Source organism: Geminicoccus flavidas, assembly GCF_009806515.1.
GTDB classification, from domain to species: domain Bacteria; phylum Pseudomonadota; class Alphaproteobacteria; order Geminicoccales; family Geminicoccaceae; genus Geminicoccus; species Geminicoccus flavidus.
Genome location: NZ_WUJP01000323.1, coordinates 1 through 18,147, shown reverse-complemented (window position 1 = coordinate 18,147; position 18,147 = coordinate 1). Strand labels below are relative to the sequence as shown.

Genomic DNA, 18,147 nt, shown 5'->3' with positions numbered 1-18,147 from the left:
CAAGGCCTGGATCGCGGATGGCCGGGTCGCGATCGTGGGCGGCCGCAACATCGGCGACGCCTATTTCGGTGCCGGCTCGCCCGCCAATTTCCGCGACCTCGATCTGCTCCTCTTGGGCCGCGCCGTGCAGCAGACCGAGCGCGTGTTCGACGCCTACTGGAACAGCGCCGCCACCATCCCGCTCCTGCGCCTGGCCACGCGCCGCGCCTCCCACCTGCCCCGCCTGCGCCGCCACCTGGAGAGCCTGCACCAGGACGAGCGCGTGCGCCCCTATCTGGCCCGGGTCGCCGAGCGCGCCTCGGTCGAGACGCTGATCCACCACCGCGCCCGGCTCCACTGGAGCCAGCGGGCCAGGATCGTCTGGGACCCGCCGGAAAAGGCCGAGGGCAACGGCCAGAAGAACTGGCTGATCTGGGCGCTGCGCCCCCTCCTCCTCTCGGCGAAGAGCCACCTGGAGATCATCTCCCCCTACTTCATCCCCGGCGACGCGTTCACCCGCGAGCTCACCGGCATGGCCGAGCGCGGTGTCGGCGTCGCCATCCTGACCAACTCGCTGGCCGCCACCGACGTCGCCGCCGTCCACGGCGCCTATATCCGCTGCCGCTATCCCCTGCTGCGCGCCGGCATCGCCCTGTTCGAGCTGAAGCCCTACAAGCACCGCGGCGTCATCTCGCTGTTCGGCTCCAGCAGCGCCAGCCTGCATACCAAGTCCTTCACCGTGGACGATCATGCCGGCTTCATCGGCTCGATGAACTTCGACCCGCGCTCCGTCTCCCTCAACTGCGAGATGGGCGTGGTGTTCGAGCAGCCGGACCTGGTGGCCCAGGTCCGCGCCATCTTCGCCGACGAGACCCACCCGCACAAAAGCTACCGCCTGGCCCTTGCCGAGGACGGCCGCCTGCGCTGGCAGGACCGCGGCCCCAACGGCCCCCGCACCCAGCCCCGCGAGCCCGCCGCCGGCCTGTCGCGCCGGCTGATCTCCACCGTGATCAGCTACCTCCCGGTCCAGTCCCAGCTCTGACCGCCCGTCACCGGCAGGCCAGCTCGAACACCGCCACCGGCCCCACCAGCCCCTTCAGCCGCCGCTCCCCCAGCGCCCTGAAGTCGGCCCCGCCGCCCGCCGCATCGCGCACCGCCCCCGACACCAGCACCGCATCCGGCTCCGCCGCCTTGCACAGCCGCGCCGCCGTCTGCACCGTCGTCCCGAACAGGTCGTTGCTGTCCGCCAGCGGCTCGCCCAGGTCGATCCCGATCCGCACCCGCAACTGCTCCCGGCTCGCCAGGTTGAACGCATCGAACGCCAGCTGGATCGCCCGCGCGCACGCCACCGCCGCCGCCGCCTCGTCGAACGACGCCATGATCCCGTCGCCGGTGTGCTTGACCTCCCGTCCCCCCTGGTCCTTCAGCGCCCGGCGCACCAGCGCGTCATGCGCCCGCACCATCTCGACCGCCCGCGCGTCGCCCAGCCGCACCGTCATCGCGGTCGAAGCCACGATGTCGGTGAACATGATCGCCCTGAGCGCCCCGCCCACCGGCACGCACGCCCCGCTCCCCGCCGGCCCCGGATCGCTCACCCGCCCCAGGAACGCCTCCACCGCCGACAGGTCCACCTCGAGCACTTCGCAGGCGACGTTGCCATGCGTCTCGTCATGGACCCGCATCGCCGTCGCCCGGTCCGGCGCCTCGATCAGGCAGAACCCGCTCCCCCGCGCCTCGTCGAACCAGTAGGTCAAGAAGCGAACGCCATAGCGCCCCCCGGCTTCCAGATCCTTGCGATGCGCCTCGGCAATGTCGGCGGCGGTGAGTCCGCTGAGATCGTGGCGGTCCAGGAAGATCGGCATGGCCTGCTCCCGGTCGGGATCTGGGAGCTAAAGTACCATCATGCCGGCACAGGCGGGGAGAAACGGGGGCGAAGCCGAGCACTCGGTGCTCGCCGCCTGTAAAATGGGTCTGGTCCTTGAGCATCCGCACCCAGTGGCCGGCATTTGCCATCCTCGCGGACGAAGCCGACCCAAAAATTGGTATCACCTGTTCCTCTCTGAGAACGGGCTCCTCATCATGCAAGAGTGAGGCTCCCACAGCGCACGTACCCAACCACAACAGCCGGCAGCCAGCCACGCGCGCTGGCTCATCTGAGTCGTGATCAGCTATTTGTTGATGAAGATACGCAATCTGCACACATCCATTTATCCCTGATGCTCGTCACGCACCCGCAACCTTCGCACTAAATCACGAACTGTCAGACGGTGGACCTGTTTAGCTACAATCATCTGTTGCTTTTCTCTTGATCCTCCAGAGCGAAGCATTCCAATTCCTCCGGCGATCGCGTTACGAAGCCTAATACGTGATGAGTCGGCGAGAACTCCAAGAGAATACACTTCATTTGCTTTCCAAATACTTGCTTCCAAAAGATACCTATGGCTTTGAATATCGCGGCAGAAACCCTCGAAACGACTTGCCCACGCCCCCAGGCGGAGATCCATGCACAATGCATGTCTAAAAAACTGTACAAGCTTCGCCTCTCCGCTCTCCGAGAGTCTGGGCTCCGTTAACTGACGTTCAAGCTTCTCCGTACCTACAGACTGCCAGAGCAGTTTGCTAATCGCATTCGGGAAGTCACAATAGATAGTTCGCGCTACTTGCCCCTCTGAAAAGTGTGCTGGCGCTACTACTCGGTACTGGACGCCGTTCACCCGCATCATCCGGGTTCGCGCCAACGCCGGGACCGCCCACAATGAGGCGACCAACAGTTCAGCCCAACCTTCCAATACTTTTGCAAGATGATAGCGTTTGCAATCATCTCCAACGAGTTCCGAATTTCGGAGTACGCTCGAGTAGATCGTCAGACAAGTAAACCACTTACCGGCGTTGTCGCTCGGATCCGGCCGAAACACCTCCTGACGCCCCTCGACATCCTTTGGCAGATCAGCCTCAAGAATCTCGTCTAGTTCGTTCTGATCGAGCGGAGGGGCATTAATCTGCCTCTCGACGGACTCAAGCAAAGCTTCGGACGTGTCGTCTCGGGCAGGAAGTTCAAACTTATCGATAGCATGTAGATCCGGCTTGTGGCCCAACTCCACAAACAGTTCGTTCCTTATTTTATCAAAACGCTCACCAATCATATTAATGAGCTGGTCGTCTTCACGCACTATTCCTGCGTAGTACTGAATTTCATTCACAAAACTCATGTACCTATCTTCATTCAGAACCCATTGTCTAAACGAAACGCTATCGCGCATCCGGCGCGCAATGAAAAACTCTAAAAACGCCCTGTACCGGAAGCAGACTTCATCACCGTCTCGCCGCACTAAAATTCTAGCTTGAATAAATTCACTCAGTATTGCTTCAGGTTTGTATGCAAAACCATATCTATTCATATATCCGTCAATCAAATCATGTATCTCGCTCCCCCTTAAAACATATGAATTATTATTGCACATAAACTCAACAATAGATGACAACAGGTGCATTCGGTTGGTAAAATCGAATGATCTTCGTTCAATTTGTTCAGGCTTGTGTTTTTCGAGAAGCAACTCTACGAACTGCTCGATTAGCACAGCGCGATTAATTGGAGTAAAATCTGAATTGTTTTCATATATACTAAGAAGAATTGTTCCGTTGACTGCAGTTATCGGAACATTAATTCCCTTCATTTCTTTTATGAGACGCTCAAGAATCTTATTCTGGTCTAAACGTTGGTTGCAATCCCACTTCTCAACGAGAGTCCGCACATCGCGTCTACGAAATGAGTCGATGCCAAGTCGCTCAAAACGCACTGTCACGCCAATGTCTACTGGCATTCTATACCAGTCGTTTCTTCCAGCCAAAGTAGATATAACATATCTATTGTTGGAATAGTTATTAATAAAGTCTCTTAGGACGCCAAATCGAACCACATCGTCAAATATTACATCATCCACAAGAAGAACAAGCAGTCCACTCTGAATAATATTGCGCAGCTTAACTTCATTGGGAAATTCAGGCAGAGCTTCACGAATGAGCCCTTCGATCGAGTTTGGGCGCCGCTTGATGTGCGAAAAATTTACAACAACAGGCAGCACTTGTTCATCATCGCATGCAGCGATGATGGACAAAGCCAGTTGCTGCAACAGGGTTGTCTTGCCAAACTCAGGACTTCCAGAGATAATGTAATTAATCTTTTTAGACACGACATCATTGTATGAAATTCGCTCCTCTTCCTTTTCCGCTATAATTGGGTCCTCCTTGTACTCAAGCGGCATAATCTTAAGCAGCGGAGGAGGGACAAAAATATCACATACAGGCCGTTCGGTCAGCCCCTCATTGAATTCTTCTTCAAACCTATTTTTAACTTCTGCCCCAACCCACCTCCGACACTCTTCAAGAGATACTTCACATGCAGCGCTGCGGAAATACTCTCTTGATTGATCACTAGAATAGATTGCTCCCTGATCTACGAGGTCAATTGCTGCGTCAAACTCACGTCTATGGTCAAAGTAAGATCTATACTTAGCCTCGACATGTCCCAATGTAGGATGAAAGCGAATTACTGAATACCCGATATAAGATTCACGACCCGCGTATAATGCCCCTCCCTGATTAATGAAGCAACTTCCTTTAAATGTACCGGCGTGGCTGGGGCGGCTTTCGTGCATGTGCCCGAACAGCATCATGGAAATCTTACCATCGATACTGTCTCTAAGGTCTGATTCGTTGTGTTCCATCAACCAGTTCGCAGGATGATGTGTCACCAGTATTGATGCGTGACCGGACGGTACCGCAGCAAGCGCACGGTTTACTGCAGCTTCTGGAATCGCAAGACGCCTCTCATCACGGATACCATCCATTCCGCAATAGGTCATCCAAGCGCTGTTCAACTCAACAAATGAGATCCCGAGATCGTTGTACGCATAAACTGATATGATCTCATCTTCCAACGCAACGTTGGGTCGAACGAGAAGATCTCGCATTTGAAAGTAGCCAACAAACTTCGATTTAATTACATCCCTTAACTGACCGGACAAATAGATTGCATTTAGTGCGTTCCTATTGTTTATACTGTTTAGTAAGCCATCAAATCGGTACTTTTCTTTAACCATGCACGATCTATGCGCATCATGGTTTCCCGGCGTCACAATTACGCGCGACTCGTGGCACTGAGTGATTTCTAGAAGGGGCTGCATAACCTTGTAGAACATCTCATAGTATGCTTCTTTCTCATCTGGTCGGTTAACAAATCCCCAGAGAATACGATAAAATCCGGTTTTAGCCCATTTTTGCGGAGTCTTCGCACATCTTCAAAAAATGCAGATATCACAACCTCCTGATCGTGCCTCCAAGACTCTGTGTAATGGAGGTCTGTCAGATGAAGGATGTTGATTACGTCAGCCATACCCTGTCACTCAAGTAATGTGAGTCATGCTGTCGCATGTTTAGCTGCATGACTCGATGTATTCGCTTCAGGTAACTACTCAACCGCTTTTGTTGAACTTTCTTGTTGCGGCACCTCAGACTAGGATCTTGATGTTGTTGTTTCGGAGGCATGCTATTCTGATTGACGAGTTGAATCCAGTCTATGAGCTATTTCGGGATTTTCCGGCACTAAGTGTGATGCCTTTGAGGCACTGCGGCAGTCGACGGAGTAGGATTTCATCACAGTGTACTAGGTGTCTCGTCCTATGATAGAAGTGCGTGACCGCTGCCACTCGCGAGTTTCGACATGCCGCGCATTTCCACCCTCGCCCAGATCGAAGCCTCCCGCCGCAACGGCCGCCGCAGCCACGGCCCCATCACCTCCGCCGGCAGGGCCCGCGCCGCCCTGAACGCCCGCACCTACGGCCTGCGCTCCGCCGAGACCTGCCCTCTGCCCGATGAGGACGCCGGCCGCTTCCGCGAGCTGCAGGATTCCGTCCATGACCAGTTCCGCCCGGCCTCGCCGCTGGAAGCCGCCCTGTGCGCCCGGATGGTCGCCGCACTCTGGCGCTGCGAGCGGGCCGAGCGGCTGGAGGCCAGCTACTGGCAGAGCCCGCCGGACGGCAGACGCCGCCGGCGCGACAGCCCGGACCGGCTGGAGCTCATGGCCCAGGACGGCAAGAACCGCCACCCGGCCCTCGACACGATCCTGCGCTATCTGAGTCAGGCCCAGCAGGCCTATGGCCGCGCCTTCCGACAGCTCCAGCAGCTCCGCCAGGGCCAGGCCGACCCCGACGACGGTGCCCTGTTCGTCACCAGCGACCTGCCGGCTTCCCTCCAGTCCGCCCTGGAGCACCAGGCCGCCGAGCCCGAGAGCGCCAACCCGGTCACCATGCCGGGCCTGGGCCAGCCCGAGCCCGCCAACGACCCAGGCCCGGCCCCCGCCGCCCGCCCGGCCCCGGAGGCCGGTCCGCCCAGGCAGCGCCCGACCCGCCGCCCCGGCGAGAACGCCGCCGCGATCGCGGAAATCTGCACGAACGAACCCGAGCTCGCCCGTGAATGGCTGTTCCACAAGGCCAAGGCCTGGGCGGCCGAGCATGCCCGCAACCGGGATCAGGCCGAGAACAGCGACTTGTAGTCCTCGCGCAGCCGGTTCTTCTGCACCTTGCCCATCGTGTTGCGCGGCAGCTCGGCCACGAACCGCACCCGCTTGGGCAGCTTGTAGCGCGCCAGACGCTGCGCCAGCGCCGCGATCACCACGTCCTCGGTGAGCTTGTGGTCCTCTTCGACCGCGAGCACCGCCACCACGCCCTCGCCGAAGTCCGGGTGCGGCACGCCGATCACGGCACTCTCGATCACCCCGTCCAGCCGGTCCAGCTCGGCCTCGACCTCCTTGGGATAGACGTTGAACCCGCCCGAGATCACCAGGTCCTTGCCCCGCCCCACGATCTGGACATGGCCGTGCCCGTCGATCAGCCCGAGGTCGCCCGTGATGAAGAACCCGTCCTCCCGGAACTCGGCCTTGGTCTTCTCCGGCATCCGCCAGTAGCCTTTGAACACGTTCGGGCCTTTGACCTCGATCATCCCGATCTCGCCGTCCCGCACGGGCCGCCCGCTCTCCTGATCGACGATCCGCAGCTCCACCCCCGGCAAGGCCGGCCCCACCGTGCCCGGGATGCGCGGCCCGTCATACGGGTTGGAGGTGTTCATGTTGGTCTCGGTCATCCCGTAGCGCTCCAGGATGGCGTGCCCGGTGCGCTCCTGGAATACGCGATGCGTCTCGGCCAGCAGCGGTGCCGAGCCCGACACGAACAGCCGCATCCCCGCTGCTGCCTCCCGGGTCAGCCCCGGCTCCTGGAGCAGGCGGACATAATAGGTCGGCACCCCCATCATGACCGTGCCCCTGCCCATGGCGCGGACCACCGCCGCCGCGTCGAACCTGGGCAGGAACAGCATGGACGCCCCGGCGCTCAGCACCGTGTTGGTGGCGACGAACAGGCCGTGGGTATGGAAGATCGGCAGGGCATGGATCAGCACGTCGTCGGGTGTGAACCGCCAGGCCTCGACCAGCACCCTTGCATTGGACGCCAGGTTCTCGTGGCTGAGCATCGCCCCCTTGGAGCGCCCGGTGGTGCCCGAGGTATAGAGGATCGCCGCCAGGTCGTCCGGCCCGCGCGCCACGTCCTCGAACTCCGGCACCTGCTCCGCGGCCCCGGCCATCAGGCTGCCCTGTCCGTCGGTTCCCAGCGTCAGCAGCGTCGCCTTTACCGCATAGGCGAGGTCCACCACCCCCTTCACCCGGCCAGGGTCGGTCACCACCAGCTTGGGCTCGGCATCCTGGAGGAAGTATTCCAGCTCGACATCGGTATAGGCCGGGTTGAGCGGCAGGAACGCCGCTCCCGCCCGCACGCAGGCCAAGTAGAGCAGCAGCGCCTCGACCGACTTCTCCACCTGCACGGCCACCCGGTCGCCCGGCTCCACCCCCTCCTCGACCAGGAGGTTGGCGAGCCGCCCGCTCATGTCCAGCATGCCGTCATAGCTGAGCACCGGCCCGTCCGGCGTCTCGATCAGCACGCCCTCCGGCCCGCTCCCCGGCATCGCGGTACGGAACTGGTCGAACAGATGGTTGCTCAAGAAGGCGCTCCCCGCCGCTGCATCATCAACCCGGCCTCTCTCAACCGCCGCTGGCCGCCGTCGTTGCACCGCACGGCCGGCGGCAGCGTCGCACCGCCACCGCTTGCCGGCCACCGGCCCTCGCCCATCATCCCCACCTCTTTTCGGTCATCCCCCGCGAAGGCGGGGGATCAACCGCCGCACGACGGCATCATGCCCCGGGCCGCCCGGTCCGGCACAGTGCGGTCGCTCCCCCGGGCCAGCCGGGGGATGACAGCGTCAGCCGATTGGCCGCCCCGCCGGGATCCGATAGCTGTCCGCCCATGGCTGCAGCCGCTCGAACGCAGCGCTCGCCGCCAGCACGTCGGCATCGGCATGGCGCCGGCCCAGGATCTGCATGCCAACCGGCAGCCCGTTCTGCGCCAGGCCCGCCGGGACCGAGGCGGCCGGGTGGCCGGTGAAGTTGGCGAAATAGGTCATGCACCAGCCGATCAGCCGCTCGACCTTCTGGCCGTTGATCTCCTCCGGCCCGAGCGTCTCCCCGTCCGCGGCGTTCGGCACGGCGGTGCAGGCGAGCGTCGGGCTCACCAGGAAGTCGTAGCGCTCCATCACCCCCTGGATGGCGTCGAAGATCTCGGTGCGCACCGCCTGGTCGCGCGCCAGCTCCACGGCAGTGAGCTCGTAGCCCTTCTTGATCCAGCCCCGCAGCGGCGGCGGCAGGTCCTCGGCCTGAGCCCCGGTGAAGTCGATGCCGAACTGCTTGAACACCTCCACGGCACCCACGTTCAGCGACGCGATCATCCGGCACCAGAGCTCGCCCAGCTCGTAATGGCCGTGCTTGATGCCGAGCCGGACCGGCTCGACGATCGCCCCCGCCTCCTCGAACCGCTTCACCGCGCGCTCGACCACCTCGGCCACCTGCGGGTCGACCGGATAGACGTCGAGGTCAGGGCTCCAGGCGATGCGCATGCCCTTGATCGAGCGGTTCGGTGCGTCGGTGAAGTCCAGCTTCTCGGGCAGACAGAGCGGGTCGCGCGGGTCCGGGCCGTTCAGCACGGTGAGCAGCAGCGCCGCGTCCTGGACGTTGCGGGTAAGCGGCCCCTCGAAGATGAAGGGCGCGGTCCCGGGAAACGCATTCGGCCTGGTCACCACCGGTACCCGGCCGAACGACTGCTTGAGCCCGTAGATGCCGCACCAGGACGCCGGGATCCGGATCGACCCGCCGCCGTCCGTGCCTTCCGCGAACGGCACCAGCCCGTCCGCCACCGCCCCGGCACTTCCCCCGGACGACCCGCCTGTGTTATGCTCTGGATTGAAAGGGTTGCGGGACGGTCCGAACAAATAGTTGTCGCACGTGCCGCGGAACCCGAAGGTCGGGCTGTTGGCCTTGCCCAGCAGGATGGCCCCTGCCGCCTCGACCCGCTCGGCGAACACACAGGTGAGATCCGGCCGGAAATCCTTCAGCGCCCGGACCCCGCCCAGCGTCGCCGGCCAGCCCGGCTTGAAGTCGAAAAGATCCTTCAGGACCCCGGGCACGCCATGCAGCGGCCCCAGCTCGTCCCCGGCCATGACCCGCCGCTCGGCCTCCCTGGCCGCGGCCCTGGCCCCCTCCGCGTCGACGAAGGTCAACGCGTTGATGGAAGGATTGCGCTCCTCGATCCGCTGGAGGAACGCGTCGATCACCTCGAGCGGCGACAGCTCTTTCCGCCGGATCCGCCCGGCGATCTCCGCCACCCCCTGATATGCCAGTTCGTCCGCCAGCCGCGCCATCTACACCACCCCGATCGTTGGTTTGCCCAACGACTGGCAGGCGGCGGCGCAGCCGGCAACCGGAAAGTCAGAGGATCTCCTCGGGGTCCTGGTAGGGCCCGACCCGGGTCAGCGACACCGGCGTCACGTGCTGCTCCAGCTGCTCGGCCCGGTCCAGCATGATCGCCTGGGCCAGGAGCGGGGTGGCCGCCTCCAGCCGCACCGCATCGTCCAGCACCCACGGCGCCCGCCCGTCCGAGGGGGGCCTGGCCGGCAGCAGCGCGGTCAGGATCCCGCCCACGTCCTGATCAAGCGGCAGCGCCTCCAGCATCTGGCGCAGTTCGCCCCGCAACTGGCTGGCCACGCTCGCCACCGCATCGCCGAGTGCCCGGGCATAATGGGCCGTCCCGGCATGTCCGGCGCGCACCACCCGCCTGGCCGGCACCAGCTGCTCGGCCACCGGCAGCGCCAGCGCCACCCCTTCCGCATCGCCGGCCACCAGGACGTGCCGCGCCCCGGTCTGGCCGACCAGCGCCAGGTCGACATGGTAGATCGAGCGGTGCCGCATCCGCCGGAAGCGCCGGAGCGTGTCGACCCAGTAGCTGCCGGAGAAGTCGAGCACGACGTCGCCCGGCTCCAGCCAGGGATAGACCGCCTCCAGCACCTGGTCGACCTGCTCACCCGGCAGCAGGTCCAGCACGATGCGGCGGGGGAATTCCAGCTGCTCGAAGAAGCTACGCTCGCCCTGGATCAGGGTGGCGCCCTTGGTGGCCGGCGGCTCGCCCGGTAGGTCGGACCTGGCCAGCATGGTGGTCCCGGCGCGCAGCAAAGCCGCCCCGATCCCATGCGCATCGCCAACCAGCCCGACTGCAAGCACCACCTGAACCTCCCGGTGTCGTCACGTCGAGCTACCCGCCCGGTCATGTCCAGCGGAAGGCGTGGCACCGTCGCTGCGACAAGAGGCGCAAGAAAACGGCCGGCCTGCGTGCCGGCCGCAAGGTCAGTTCATCAGGACGATCAGCTGCTCTGTTCGGCCGGCAGCTTGCTCTGGCCGGACTGGCTGTTGCCACTCTCGGACCTGGCGACGTCCTCGTGGAAGGCGCAGTCCGCCAGCGCCGGCAGCGCGGTCGCGGAGAGGAAGAGTGCGGTGAGCATCAAAGCAACCAGACGCATGATGGTTCTCCACAGTCGCCGATACCCGAGGAAACTGGCACCGGCCGAAGCGGGCGACCAGGGTTCATGCCGGATTTTCCGCAAGCACGCCGAGCACGCCCTCGCCGTAGCGCTCGAGCTTGCTGGCACCCACGCCCGGGATGCCGGCCAGCTGGCCCAGGCTCGTCGGCCTGGCACGTGCGATGGCGGCGAGCGTGGCGTCGTGGAAGATGACATAGGGCGGCACGCCCTGGCCGCGCGCCTCGGCCAGCCGCCAGCGGCGCAGGGCCGAGAACACGTCCTCCGCGGCACCACTGAGCGGGTGCTCGTCGCGCGGCCGGTCGCTCCTGGCGCGGGCCCGGGTCGGGTCGACCCGGAGCGATACCCGCTGCTCGCCCTTGAGCACCGGGCGGACCGTGTCGGCCAGCTGCAGGCCGCCATGGCCGTCCACGTCGACCACCACGAGCTCCAGGGCCGCGAGCTGGCGCAGCACCGAGCGCCAGCGGGACGCGGACAGGGCCTTGCCGATGCCGAAGACCGAGAGCCGGTCGTGCCCGAGCTGGGTCACCCGCTCGGTCCGGTTGCCCACCAGCACGTCGATCACGTGGCCGGCACCGAAGCGCTGGCCGGTCCTGAAGATCGCCGAGAGCGCCATCTGCGCCTGCTCGGTGCCGTCATAGCTCTCTACCGGGACCATGCAGACGTCGCAGTTGCCGCAGGGATCTTTCAACTCCTCGCCGAAATAACCCAGCAGCACTTGGCGCCGGCAGCGGGTGGTCTCGCAGTATCCCAAGAGGCTGCCGAGCTTGTGCCGGTCGGAGCGCTTCTTAGCATCGTCGCCCTCGCCGTTGCGGATCTGGACGAAGGTGCGGGCCACATCGTCCATGCCATAGGCCATCCAGGCATGGGCCGAATCGCCGTCGCGGCCGGCGCGGCCGATCTCCTGGTAATAGGCCTCGAAGCTCTTGGGCAGGTCGACATGGGCGACGAAGCGGACGTCCGGCTTGTCGATGCCCATGCCGAACGCGATGGTCGCGACCATGACCAGCCCGTCCTCGGCCAGGAAGCGGTCCTGACGCCGGGCGCGCTCGTCCCCCTCCAGCCCGGCATGATAGGCCAGCGCCGTCACACCCTGCGCGGTGAGCCAGCTCGCCAAGTCGTCGACCTTGGCGCGCGACTGGCAGTAGACGATGCCGCTCCGGCCAGGATGGCGGGCGCGGATCATCTCCAGCAACTGGCGGCGCGGATTGTCCTTGATCGTGACGCTCAGATGGATGTTCGGCCGGTCGAAGCTGGAGCGGAAGATCCGGCCGGAGCCCAGGTCCAGCCGGGCCACGATCTCTTCCTCGGTGCGCCGGTCGGCGGTCGCGGTAAGGGCGATCCGCGGCACGCCAGGAAAGCGCCGGTGCAGCACCGAGAGTGCCAGATAGTCTGGGCGGAAGTCGTGGCCCCACTGGCTGACGCAGTGGGCCTCGTCGATGGCGAACAGGACCGGGCGCCACTGGGCCAGTCGGTCGAGAAAGCCGTCCGCCTGGAAGCGCTCGGGTGCCACATAGAGCAGACGGATCTCGCCGCGGTCGAGTTGCCGCTCCAGTGCCCGCCGCTCAGGCAGCGGCACGCCGGAATGGAGGGCGGCCGCGGCCACGCCCAACTGGCGCAGCGCCTCCACCTGGTCGCGCATCAGCGCCACCAGGGGCGAGACCACCAGGGTCAGCCCGTCCAGGCAGAGTGCTGGCACCTGGTAGCACAGCGACTTGCCGCCGCCGGTCGGCATCAGGACCAACGCGTCGCCGCCCGCCAGGACGTGGTGCACGATCTCCGCCTGCCGGCCGCGAAAGCCCGGATAGCCGAAGACGTCGTGGAGGACCTGCTCCGGACGCGATGCCTCGCTCATGCACATCCAGCGGGCCAGGTGCCGCAGCAAGCTCGGGTCTCTCGGGTTCGTTCGTGCGGTTGTGCGTGACGAGAGCCGGGAAGCACCCGCTCTCTCCAGGTCATCTCCTGCGCCGGCGGAGGTTCCACCCCGCCAGGCGACCGATCGCTGACCCCCCGGTCAAGCCGGGGGATGGCGGAGGTGGGGCACACGGGACCCGGGTTCGTCTTGTCGGTCAGATGGGCTGCTCGGGTTCGTTCGTGCAGATGCGCGTGCCGGAACCCGAAAAGCGCCCGCCCTCTCCAGGTCATCCCCCGCGCAGGCGGGGGATCTACCTTGGCACGCGCTGGGCCGTTGATCCCCCGCTCGAGCCGCGGGGTGACGCGGATGAGGCCGGTGCGGTTCGGGCTCGGGTCTGGTTCGCCCATCCAGTGCACTTTTCGGGTTCGTTCGTGCATTTCTCGATTCGTCGTCCACGCGGTGCGGCTGCCATCGGCGCAAGGGCGCAAGGGGACCAGTGATAGCATGAACCGGGCCCGCGCTCCTACGGCTTGCCGAAGCCGCCGCCGGCCGGGGTCTGGACGGCGAAGATCGCGCCGGCCGCCATCTCGCGCTTGTCGGCGGCCCTCAGCTTCTCGACCCGCCCGTCGGGGTGCTCGATCCACTGATCGCCGACCGAGCCGGGACCGCCGCCATGGAGGCCGAAGGGCGGAATGCGCCGATGGTTGGACAGGATCGCCGCCGTCATCGGCTCCAAAAAGCGGGTGCGCCGGATCGTGCCGTCGCCACCCCGCCAGCGGCCCTGGCCGCCGGAGCCCCGGTTGATCCGGTGGCTTTCCAGGAGCACGGGGTAGCGGTGCTCCAGGACCTCGGGGTCGGTCAGCCGCGAGTTGGTCATGTGGGTGTGCACCGCGGCCGTGCCGTCGAAGCCCTCGCCTGCGCCCGAGCCGCCGCAGATCGTCTCATAATACTGATATTTGGCGTTGCCGTAGGTGAAGTTGTTCATCGTCCCCTGGGCTGCCGCCAGCACGCCCAGCGCGCCATAGAGCGTGTCGGTCACCCACTGGCTGGTCTCGACATTGCCGGCGCAGACCGCGGCGGGATAGCGGGCGTTGACGATGGTGCCTTCCGGGATGGTGATCCGGATCGGCTTCAGGCAGCCCTCGTTCATCGGGATGTTCTCGTCCACCAGCGTGCGGAACACGTAGAGGACCGCGGCCCGGGTCACCGCTGCCGGGGCGTTGAAGTTGTTCGGCTGCTGCGGACTGGTGCCAGTAAAGTCGACATGGGCGGTGCGGGCAGCCTTATCGATCGAGATCCGGACCTCGACCGCGGTGCCGTTGTCGTGCTCGTAGCGGAAATGCCCGTCGGTCAGCACGTCCAGGACCCGGCGCACGCTCTCCTCGGCATTGTCCTGGACATGGCCCATATAGGCCTGGACCACGTCCAGCCCGAACTGTGCCACCATGGCGTGCAGCTCGTTGGCGCCGCGTTGGCAGGATGCCACCTGGGCCAGCAGGTCGGCCACCGACTGGGTCATGTTGCGCACCGGATGAGGCCCGCTGGCGAACACCGCGCGGACCTCCTCGTCCAGGAAGCGGCCCTTGGCCACGATCTGGACGTTGTCGAACAGCACGCCCTCCTGGTCGATATGGGTGCTGTCCGGCGGCATCGAGCCCGGCGTGATCCCGCCGACATCGGCATGGTGGGCACGGGCCGCGGTGAAGAACAGGAGCTGCCCGTCCGCGCCGAACACCGGCATCACCACCGTGACGTCCGGCAGGTGGGTGCCGCCATTATAGGGGTTGTTCAGCGCATAGACGTCGCCCGGCCCCATCTCGTGCTTACGCAGGCGCAGGATGGTCTGCACGCTCTCGCCCATCGAGCCCAGATGGACCGGCATGTGCGGCGCATTGGCGATCAGCCCGCCATCGGCGTCGAACAGGGCGCAGGAGAAGTCGAGCCGTTCCTTCACGTTCACCGAATAGGCGGTGTTCTGCAGGGTGAAGCCCATCTGCTCGGCGATGGTCATGAACAGATTGTTGAAGATCTCCAGCATGATTGGGTCGGAATCGGTGCCGACCGCGGCCTGGCGCGGCAGCTTCACGATGCGCCGCAGCACTAGATGCTCGCGCGCCGTGATGGCCAGTTCCCAGCCCGGCTCCACCACCACGGTCGTGGTCCTGGTCACCACCAGGGCGGGGCCCTGCACCCGGTCGCCCGGACGCATCCGGTCGCGGTCGTACAGGGCGGCATCGAATCCGGCGGCGGGCACGTGCGGCGCCTCCGTGGTGAACAGGCGGACGTGGCGGACCGGCACCAGCGGTTCGTCCGCCTGGCGCAGGGCCAGCGCCTGCTCCGGTTCGTCGATCCGCTCCATGTGGCCGATGCCCTCGACCGCGATCTGTTCGACCACAAGGCCGCGGCCTTCCACAGTGAAGCCGTAGCGCGAGCGGTGCTCCTGCTCGAAGGCCTGGACCATGTCCGCCAGATCGGCGAACGCCACGTCGAGAGCCGCATCGGTGCCGGTATAGCGCAGATGCACCCGGCTCTCGATTGTGGCGGTGGCGGTGTCGACCCGCTGTGCTGCCAGCTCCGCCAGCGCCTCGGCAGCGAGCTCTTCCTTCGCCAAGCGCAGTGCCGCCATCGCCTCCTCGTCCAGGGGCCGCTCCAGGGCGCGCTGCCGGATCACCCGCACGTCGGCCAGGCCGATGCCGTAGGCGGACAGCACGGAGGCGAACGGGTGGATCAGCACCGAGGACACGCCCAGGAGATCGGCCACCCGGCAGGCATGCTGCGCGCCGGCCCCGCCAAAGCAGTTCAGCGTGTAGCCGGCGATGTCGTAGCCGCGCTGGATCGAGATCTTCTTGATGGCGTTGGCCATGTTGTCGTCGGCGATTGCGAGCGCGCCGTGCGCGATCTCCTCAGACGTGCGCGCCACGCCGGTCGCGGCCTGCACCTCGTCGGCCAGCGCCTGGAACTTCGCCCGCACCGTGTCGGCATCGAGCGACTGGTCGCCATTTGGGCCGAACACGGCCGGGAAGTAATCGGGATGGATCTTGCCGGCCATCAGGTTGGCATCCGTCACCGTCAGCGGACCGCCGCGCCGGTACGCGGCCGGGCCGGGATTGGCGCCGGCGCTCTCTGGGCCCACCCGGAACTTCGCGCCGTCGAACACGATGATCGAGCCGCCGCCGGCGGCCACCGTGTGGATGTGCATCATCGGGGCGCGGATCCGCACCCCGGCCACCTCCGTATCGAACACCCGCTCGTACTGGCCGGCATAGTGGGTGACGTCGGTGGAGGTGCCGCCCATGTCGAAGCCGAGCAGCCGGCCGAAACCAGCCAGCTCGCCGGTGACCACTGCGCCGACGATGCCGCCGGCAGGTCCCGACAGAATCGCGTCCTTGCCCTGGAAGCGATGGGCGTCGACCAGGCCGCCATTGGACTGCATGAACATCAGCCGGGTGTCGCCGGTCTGGGAGGCCACGCGCTGCACATAGTCCTGCAGGATCGGGGACAGATAGGCGTCCACCACGGTCGTGTCGCCGCGCCCAACGATCTTCATGAGCGGACTGACCTCGTGGCTCACCGAAATCTGGGTGAAGCCGATCTCACGGGCGATCCGCGCCAGCGCCTGCTCGTGCTCGGAATAGCGGTAGGCATGCATCAGCACGATGGCAACCGCGCGAAAGCCCGCGTCATAGGCGGCCTGGAGCCCGTCGCGCGCCTGGGTCTCGTCGAGGGGCCGCTCAACTGTGCCATCGGCGCGCATACGCTCGTCGATCTCGACAACCCGCCGGTATAGCTGCTCGGGCAGGACGATGTGCCGGGCGAAGATATCCGGGCGGGCCTGGTAGCCGATCCGGAGCACGTCGCCCAGGCCGGCGGTCACCGCCAGGACCACGGGCACGCCCTTGCGCTCGAGCAGGGCATTGGTCGCGACCGTGGTGCCCATCTTGATGGCGTCGATCCGCTCCGTCGGGAGCGGCGCATCGCGTTGCAGGCCCAGCAGGTCGCGGATGCCCTGCAGGGCCGCGTCCTGGTAGCGCTCCGGGTTCTCGCTCAGGACCTTGTGGATGTGCAGCCGCCCCTCGGGATCCCGGCCGACCACGTCGGTGAACGTGCCGCCACGATCGATCCAGAACTGCCAGCGGCGCTCGTCCAAGGTCCTTCTCCGCGCTGATGTCATGCGGGTTCACGTCGCGCTGGATAGACGAACGGCCGAGGCTTGCCTATCTGCGCACCGGGGTGAACCAGTTTCACGGGATGCGGCGGCCATCTGGGGCAAGCTCATCGGAGTAGCCATCGGCTTCATGATCGGACAGTGGATAGGCGCAGTTCTGGGCGGCATCGCCGGCCATGCCTTCGACCAGTGGCGCCGCGAGCGCCGGCAGGTGCGGGCGGAGCGAGCGGCCGCGGGCGATCCCGCCTATGTCGACCTGGACGCAATCCTGGAAACCAAGCAGGTGGCGTTCGCCACGGCGATCGTGGTGCTGGCGGCCAAGCTCGCCAAGGTCGACGGCCAGGTGAACCGCGACGAGATCCTGGCGTTTCGCCGGATCTTCGACATCTCGGACGCCGATGTTGGCGACGTGGCCGCCATCTACAACGAGGCCAAGCAAAGCCCAGACGGGTTCGAGCCGGCGGCCCGCCAGGTGGCCGCGGTGTTCGGCACCGAGCGGGTCGTGCTCGAGGAACTGCTGTGCGGCCTGTTCGAGGTCGCGGTGGCGGACGCAGCGATCGACGAGAACGAGCTGCGCTTCCTGCGCCAGGTCGGCGCCATCTTCGGCTTCGGGCCATTCCAGTTCGAGGCGATCCGCGCGCGCTACATGTTCTCCTGGGAGCCCAGACGACCGCGCCCGCCGGAAGCCGCCATGGTCGACCATTATACCGTGCTGGGCCTGTCGCGCACCGCCAGCAACGACGAGATCAAGCTCGCCTGGCGAGCACTGGTGCGCGAGCACCATCCCGACCGGCTGGTGGCCCAGGGCCTGCCGCCGGAGTTCGTGGAGAAGGCCAGCCGGCGCCTGGCCGCGATCAATGCGGCATACGATCGGGTCGCAGCCGAGCGCGGGATACGCTGAAGCCCTTGTGGTGGCAGCGCCGCTGCGGCATTTCCTGGACGATACTCCCGGGAGCATACAACCGCAGATGTCGGCTGAATTCACTCCGATCACCGCCAGCGTCGCCCCTGCCGCGCCCTGCCTCCTGGCGGTACTGCCCAATGGCGAGGCGGTGCGGGCCCAGGCGGTGCGGGCCGTCCTGATCGAGGAGCTGGTCGGCCTCCATGGCCAGGAAGAGCCCCGCTTTCGGGTGGTGGTCGAGCTGGACGATGGCGGGCGGCGGGTGGTCGCAGTCGACCTGTC

Annotated in this window: 13 protein-coding genes; 4 read left to right on the top strand and 9 right to left on the bottom strand. The window is 65.1% G+C overall.

The genetic code is table 11. The features are described 5' to 3' along the window. Positions 1-1,021: phospholipase D-like domain-containing protein (locus EQG76_RS08950; protein WP_159712596.1), on the top strand; the 1,021-nt coding region annotated here is incomplete at its 5' end. A gap of 7 nt (positions 1,022-1,028) precedes the next feature. Here the strand turns inward: EQG76_RS08950 and EQG76_RS08945 are convergent. From EQG76_RS08945 to EQG76_RS33340, 3 genes are all read right to left on the bottom strand, one after another. Further along, entirely contained in the window at positions 1,029-1,841 is an 813-nt protein-coding gene (locus tag EQG76_RS08945; protein WP_159712594.1) for a nickel-binding protein, read from the bottom strand. Positions 1,842-2,186: 345 nt separating this feature from the next. After that, entirely contained in the window at positions 2,187-5,177 is a 2,991-nt protein-coding gene (locus EQG76_RS08940; RefSeq protein ID WP_159712592.1) for an STAND family AAA ATPase, read from the bottom strand. After that, a complete protein-coding gene (locus EQG76_RS33340; protein WP_159712590.1) occupies positions 5,147-5,371 on the bottom strand; it encodes a metallophosphoesterase in 225 nt (74 codons plus the stop codon). The genes EQG76_RS08940 and EQG76_RS33340 overlap by 31 nt, the downstream gene beginning before the upstream one ends. Positions 5,372-5,698: 327 nt before the next feature. Here EQG76_RS33340 and EQG76_RS08930 point away from each other — a divergent pair, with 327 nt between their 5' ends. Then, the gene (locus tag EQG76_RS08930) at positions 5,699-6,529 is read left to right on the top strand and encodes a hypothetical protein (RefSeq protein ID WP_159712588.1); all 831 of its coding nucleotides are present in this window, start codon (positions 5,699-5,701) and stop codon (positions 6,527-6,529) included. Here EQG76_RS08930 and EQG76_RS08925 read toward each other — a convergent pair. From EQG76_RS08925 to EQG76_RS08900, 6 genes are all read right to left on the bottom strand, one after another. Beyond that, on the bottom strand, positions 6,505-8,025 hold the full coding sequence (locus EQG76_RS08925; protein WP_159712586.1) for a malonate--CoA ligase: 1,521 nt from the start codon (positions 8,023-8,025) through the stop codon (positions 6,505-6,507). The genes EQG76_RS08930 and EQG76_RS08925 overlap by 25 nt on opposite strands. Positions 8,026-8,283: 258 nt before the next feature. Then, positions 8,284-9,774, bottom strand: a complete 1,491-nt coding sequence (locus EQG76_RS08920; protein WP_159712584.1) for an amidase — start codon at positions 9,772-9,774, stop codon at positions 8,284-8,286. Between the two features lie 67 nt (positions 9,775-9,841). Beyond that, a complete protein-coding gene (locus EQG76_RS08915) occupies positions 9,842-10,633 on the bottom strand; it encodes an NAD(P)-binding domain-containing protein (protein ID WP_159712582.1) in 792 nt (263 codons plus the stop codon). Positions 10,634-10,770: 137 nt separating this feature from the next. Further along, positions 10,771-10,926 carry a hypothetical protein gene (locus tag EQG76_RS08910; RefSeq protein ID WP_159712580.1) on the bottom strand — a complete coding sequence of 52 codons (156 nt, stop codon included), beginning with the start codon at positions 10,924-10,926 and terminating at the stop codon, positions 10,771-10,773. A 64-nt stretch (positions 10,927-10,990) separates the two neighbouring features. Then, positions 10,991-12,799, bottom strand: coding sequence for a DNA helicase RecQ (recQ, locus tag EQG76_RS08905; RefSeq protein WP_159712578.1), 1,809 nt, complete (start codon positions 12,797-12,799; stop codon positions 10,991-10,993). A 523-nt stretch (positions 12,800-13,322) separates the two neighbouring features. Next, positions 13,323-16,970, bottom strand: a complete 3,648-nt coding sequence (locus EQG76_RS08900) for a hydantoinase B/oxoprolinase family protein (protein ID WP_159712576.1) — start codon at positions 16,968-16,970, stop codon at positions 13,323-13,325. Positions 16,971-17,094: 124 nt separating this feature from the next. Here EQG76_RS08900 and EQG76_RS33040 point away from each other — a divergent pair, with 124 nt between their 5' ends. Both EQG76_RS33040 and EQG76_RS08890 read left to right on the top strand, forming a co-directional pair. Further along, positions 17,095-17,865, top strand: a complete 771-nt coding sequence (locus EQG76_RS33040) for a TerB family tellurite resistance protein (RefSeq protein WP_159712574.1) — start codon at positions 17,095-17,097, stop codon at positions 17,863-17,865. Between the two features lie 67 nt (positions 17,866-17,932). Further along, positions 17,933-18,147: hypothetical protein (locus EQG76_RS08890; RefSeq protein WP_159712572.1), on the top strand; the 215-nt coding region annotated here is incomplete at its 3' end.

Coding starts and splice junctions, on each gene's coding strand:
- EQG76_RS08920 (WP_159712584.1), bottom strand. CDS start 9,774: ATGGCGCGGCTGGCGGACGAACTGGCATATCAGGGGGTGGCGGAGATC.
- EQG76_RS33340 (WP_159712590.1), bottom strand. CDS start 5,371: ATGGCTGACGTAATCAACATCCTTCATCTGACAGACCTCCATTACACA.
- EQG76_RS33040 (WP_159712574.1), top strand. CDS start 17,095: ATGATCGGACAGTGGATAGGCGCAGTTCTGGGCGGCATCGCCGGCCAT.
- EQG76_RS08900 (WP_159712576.1), bottom strand. CDS start 16,970: ATGACATCAGCGCGGAGAAGGACCTTGGACGAGCGCCGCTGGCAGTTC.
- EQG76_RS08930 (WP_159712588.1), top strand. CDS start 5,699: ATGCCGCGCATTTCCACCCTCGCCCAGATCGAAGCCTCCCGCCGCAAC.
- EQG76_RS08940 (WP_159712592.1), bottom strand. CDS start 5,177: ATGTTCTACAAGGTTATGCAGCCCCTTCTAGAAATCACTCAGTGCCAC.
- EQG76_RS08910 (WP_159712580.1), bottom strand. CDS start 10,926: ATGCGTCTGGTTGCTTTGATGCTCACCGCACTCTTCCTCTCCGCGACC.
- EQG76_RS08945 (WP_159712594.1), bottom strand. CDS start 1,841: ATGCCGATCTTCCTGGACCGCCACGATCTCAGCGGACTCACCGCCGCC.
- recQ (WP_159712578.1), bottom strand. CDS start 12,799: ATGAGCGAGGCATCGCGTCCGGAGCAGGTCCTCCACGACGTCTTCGGC.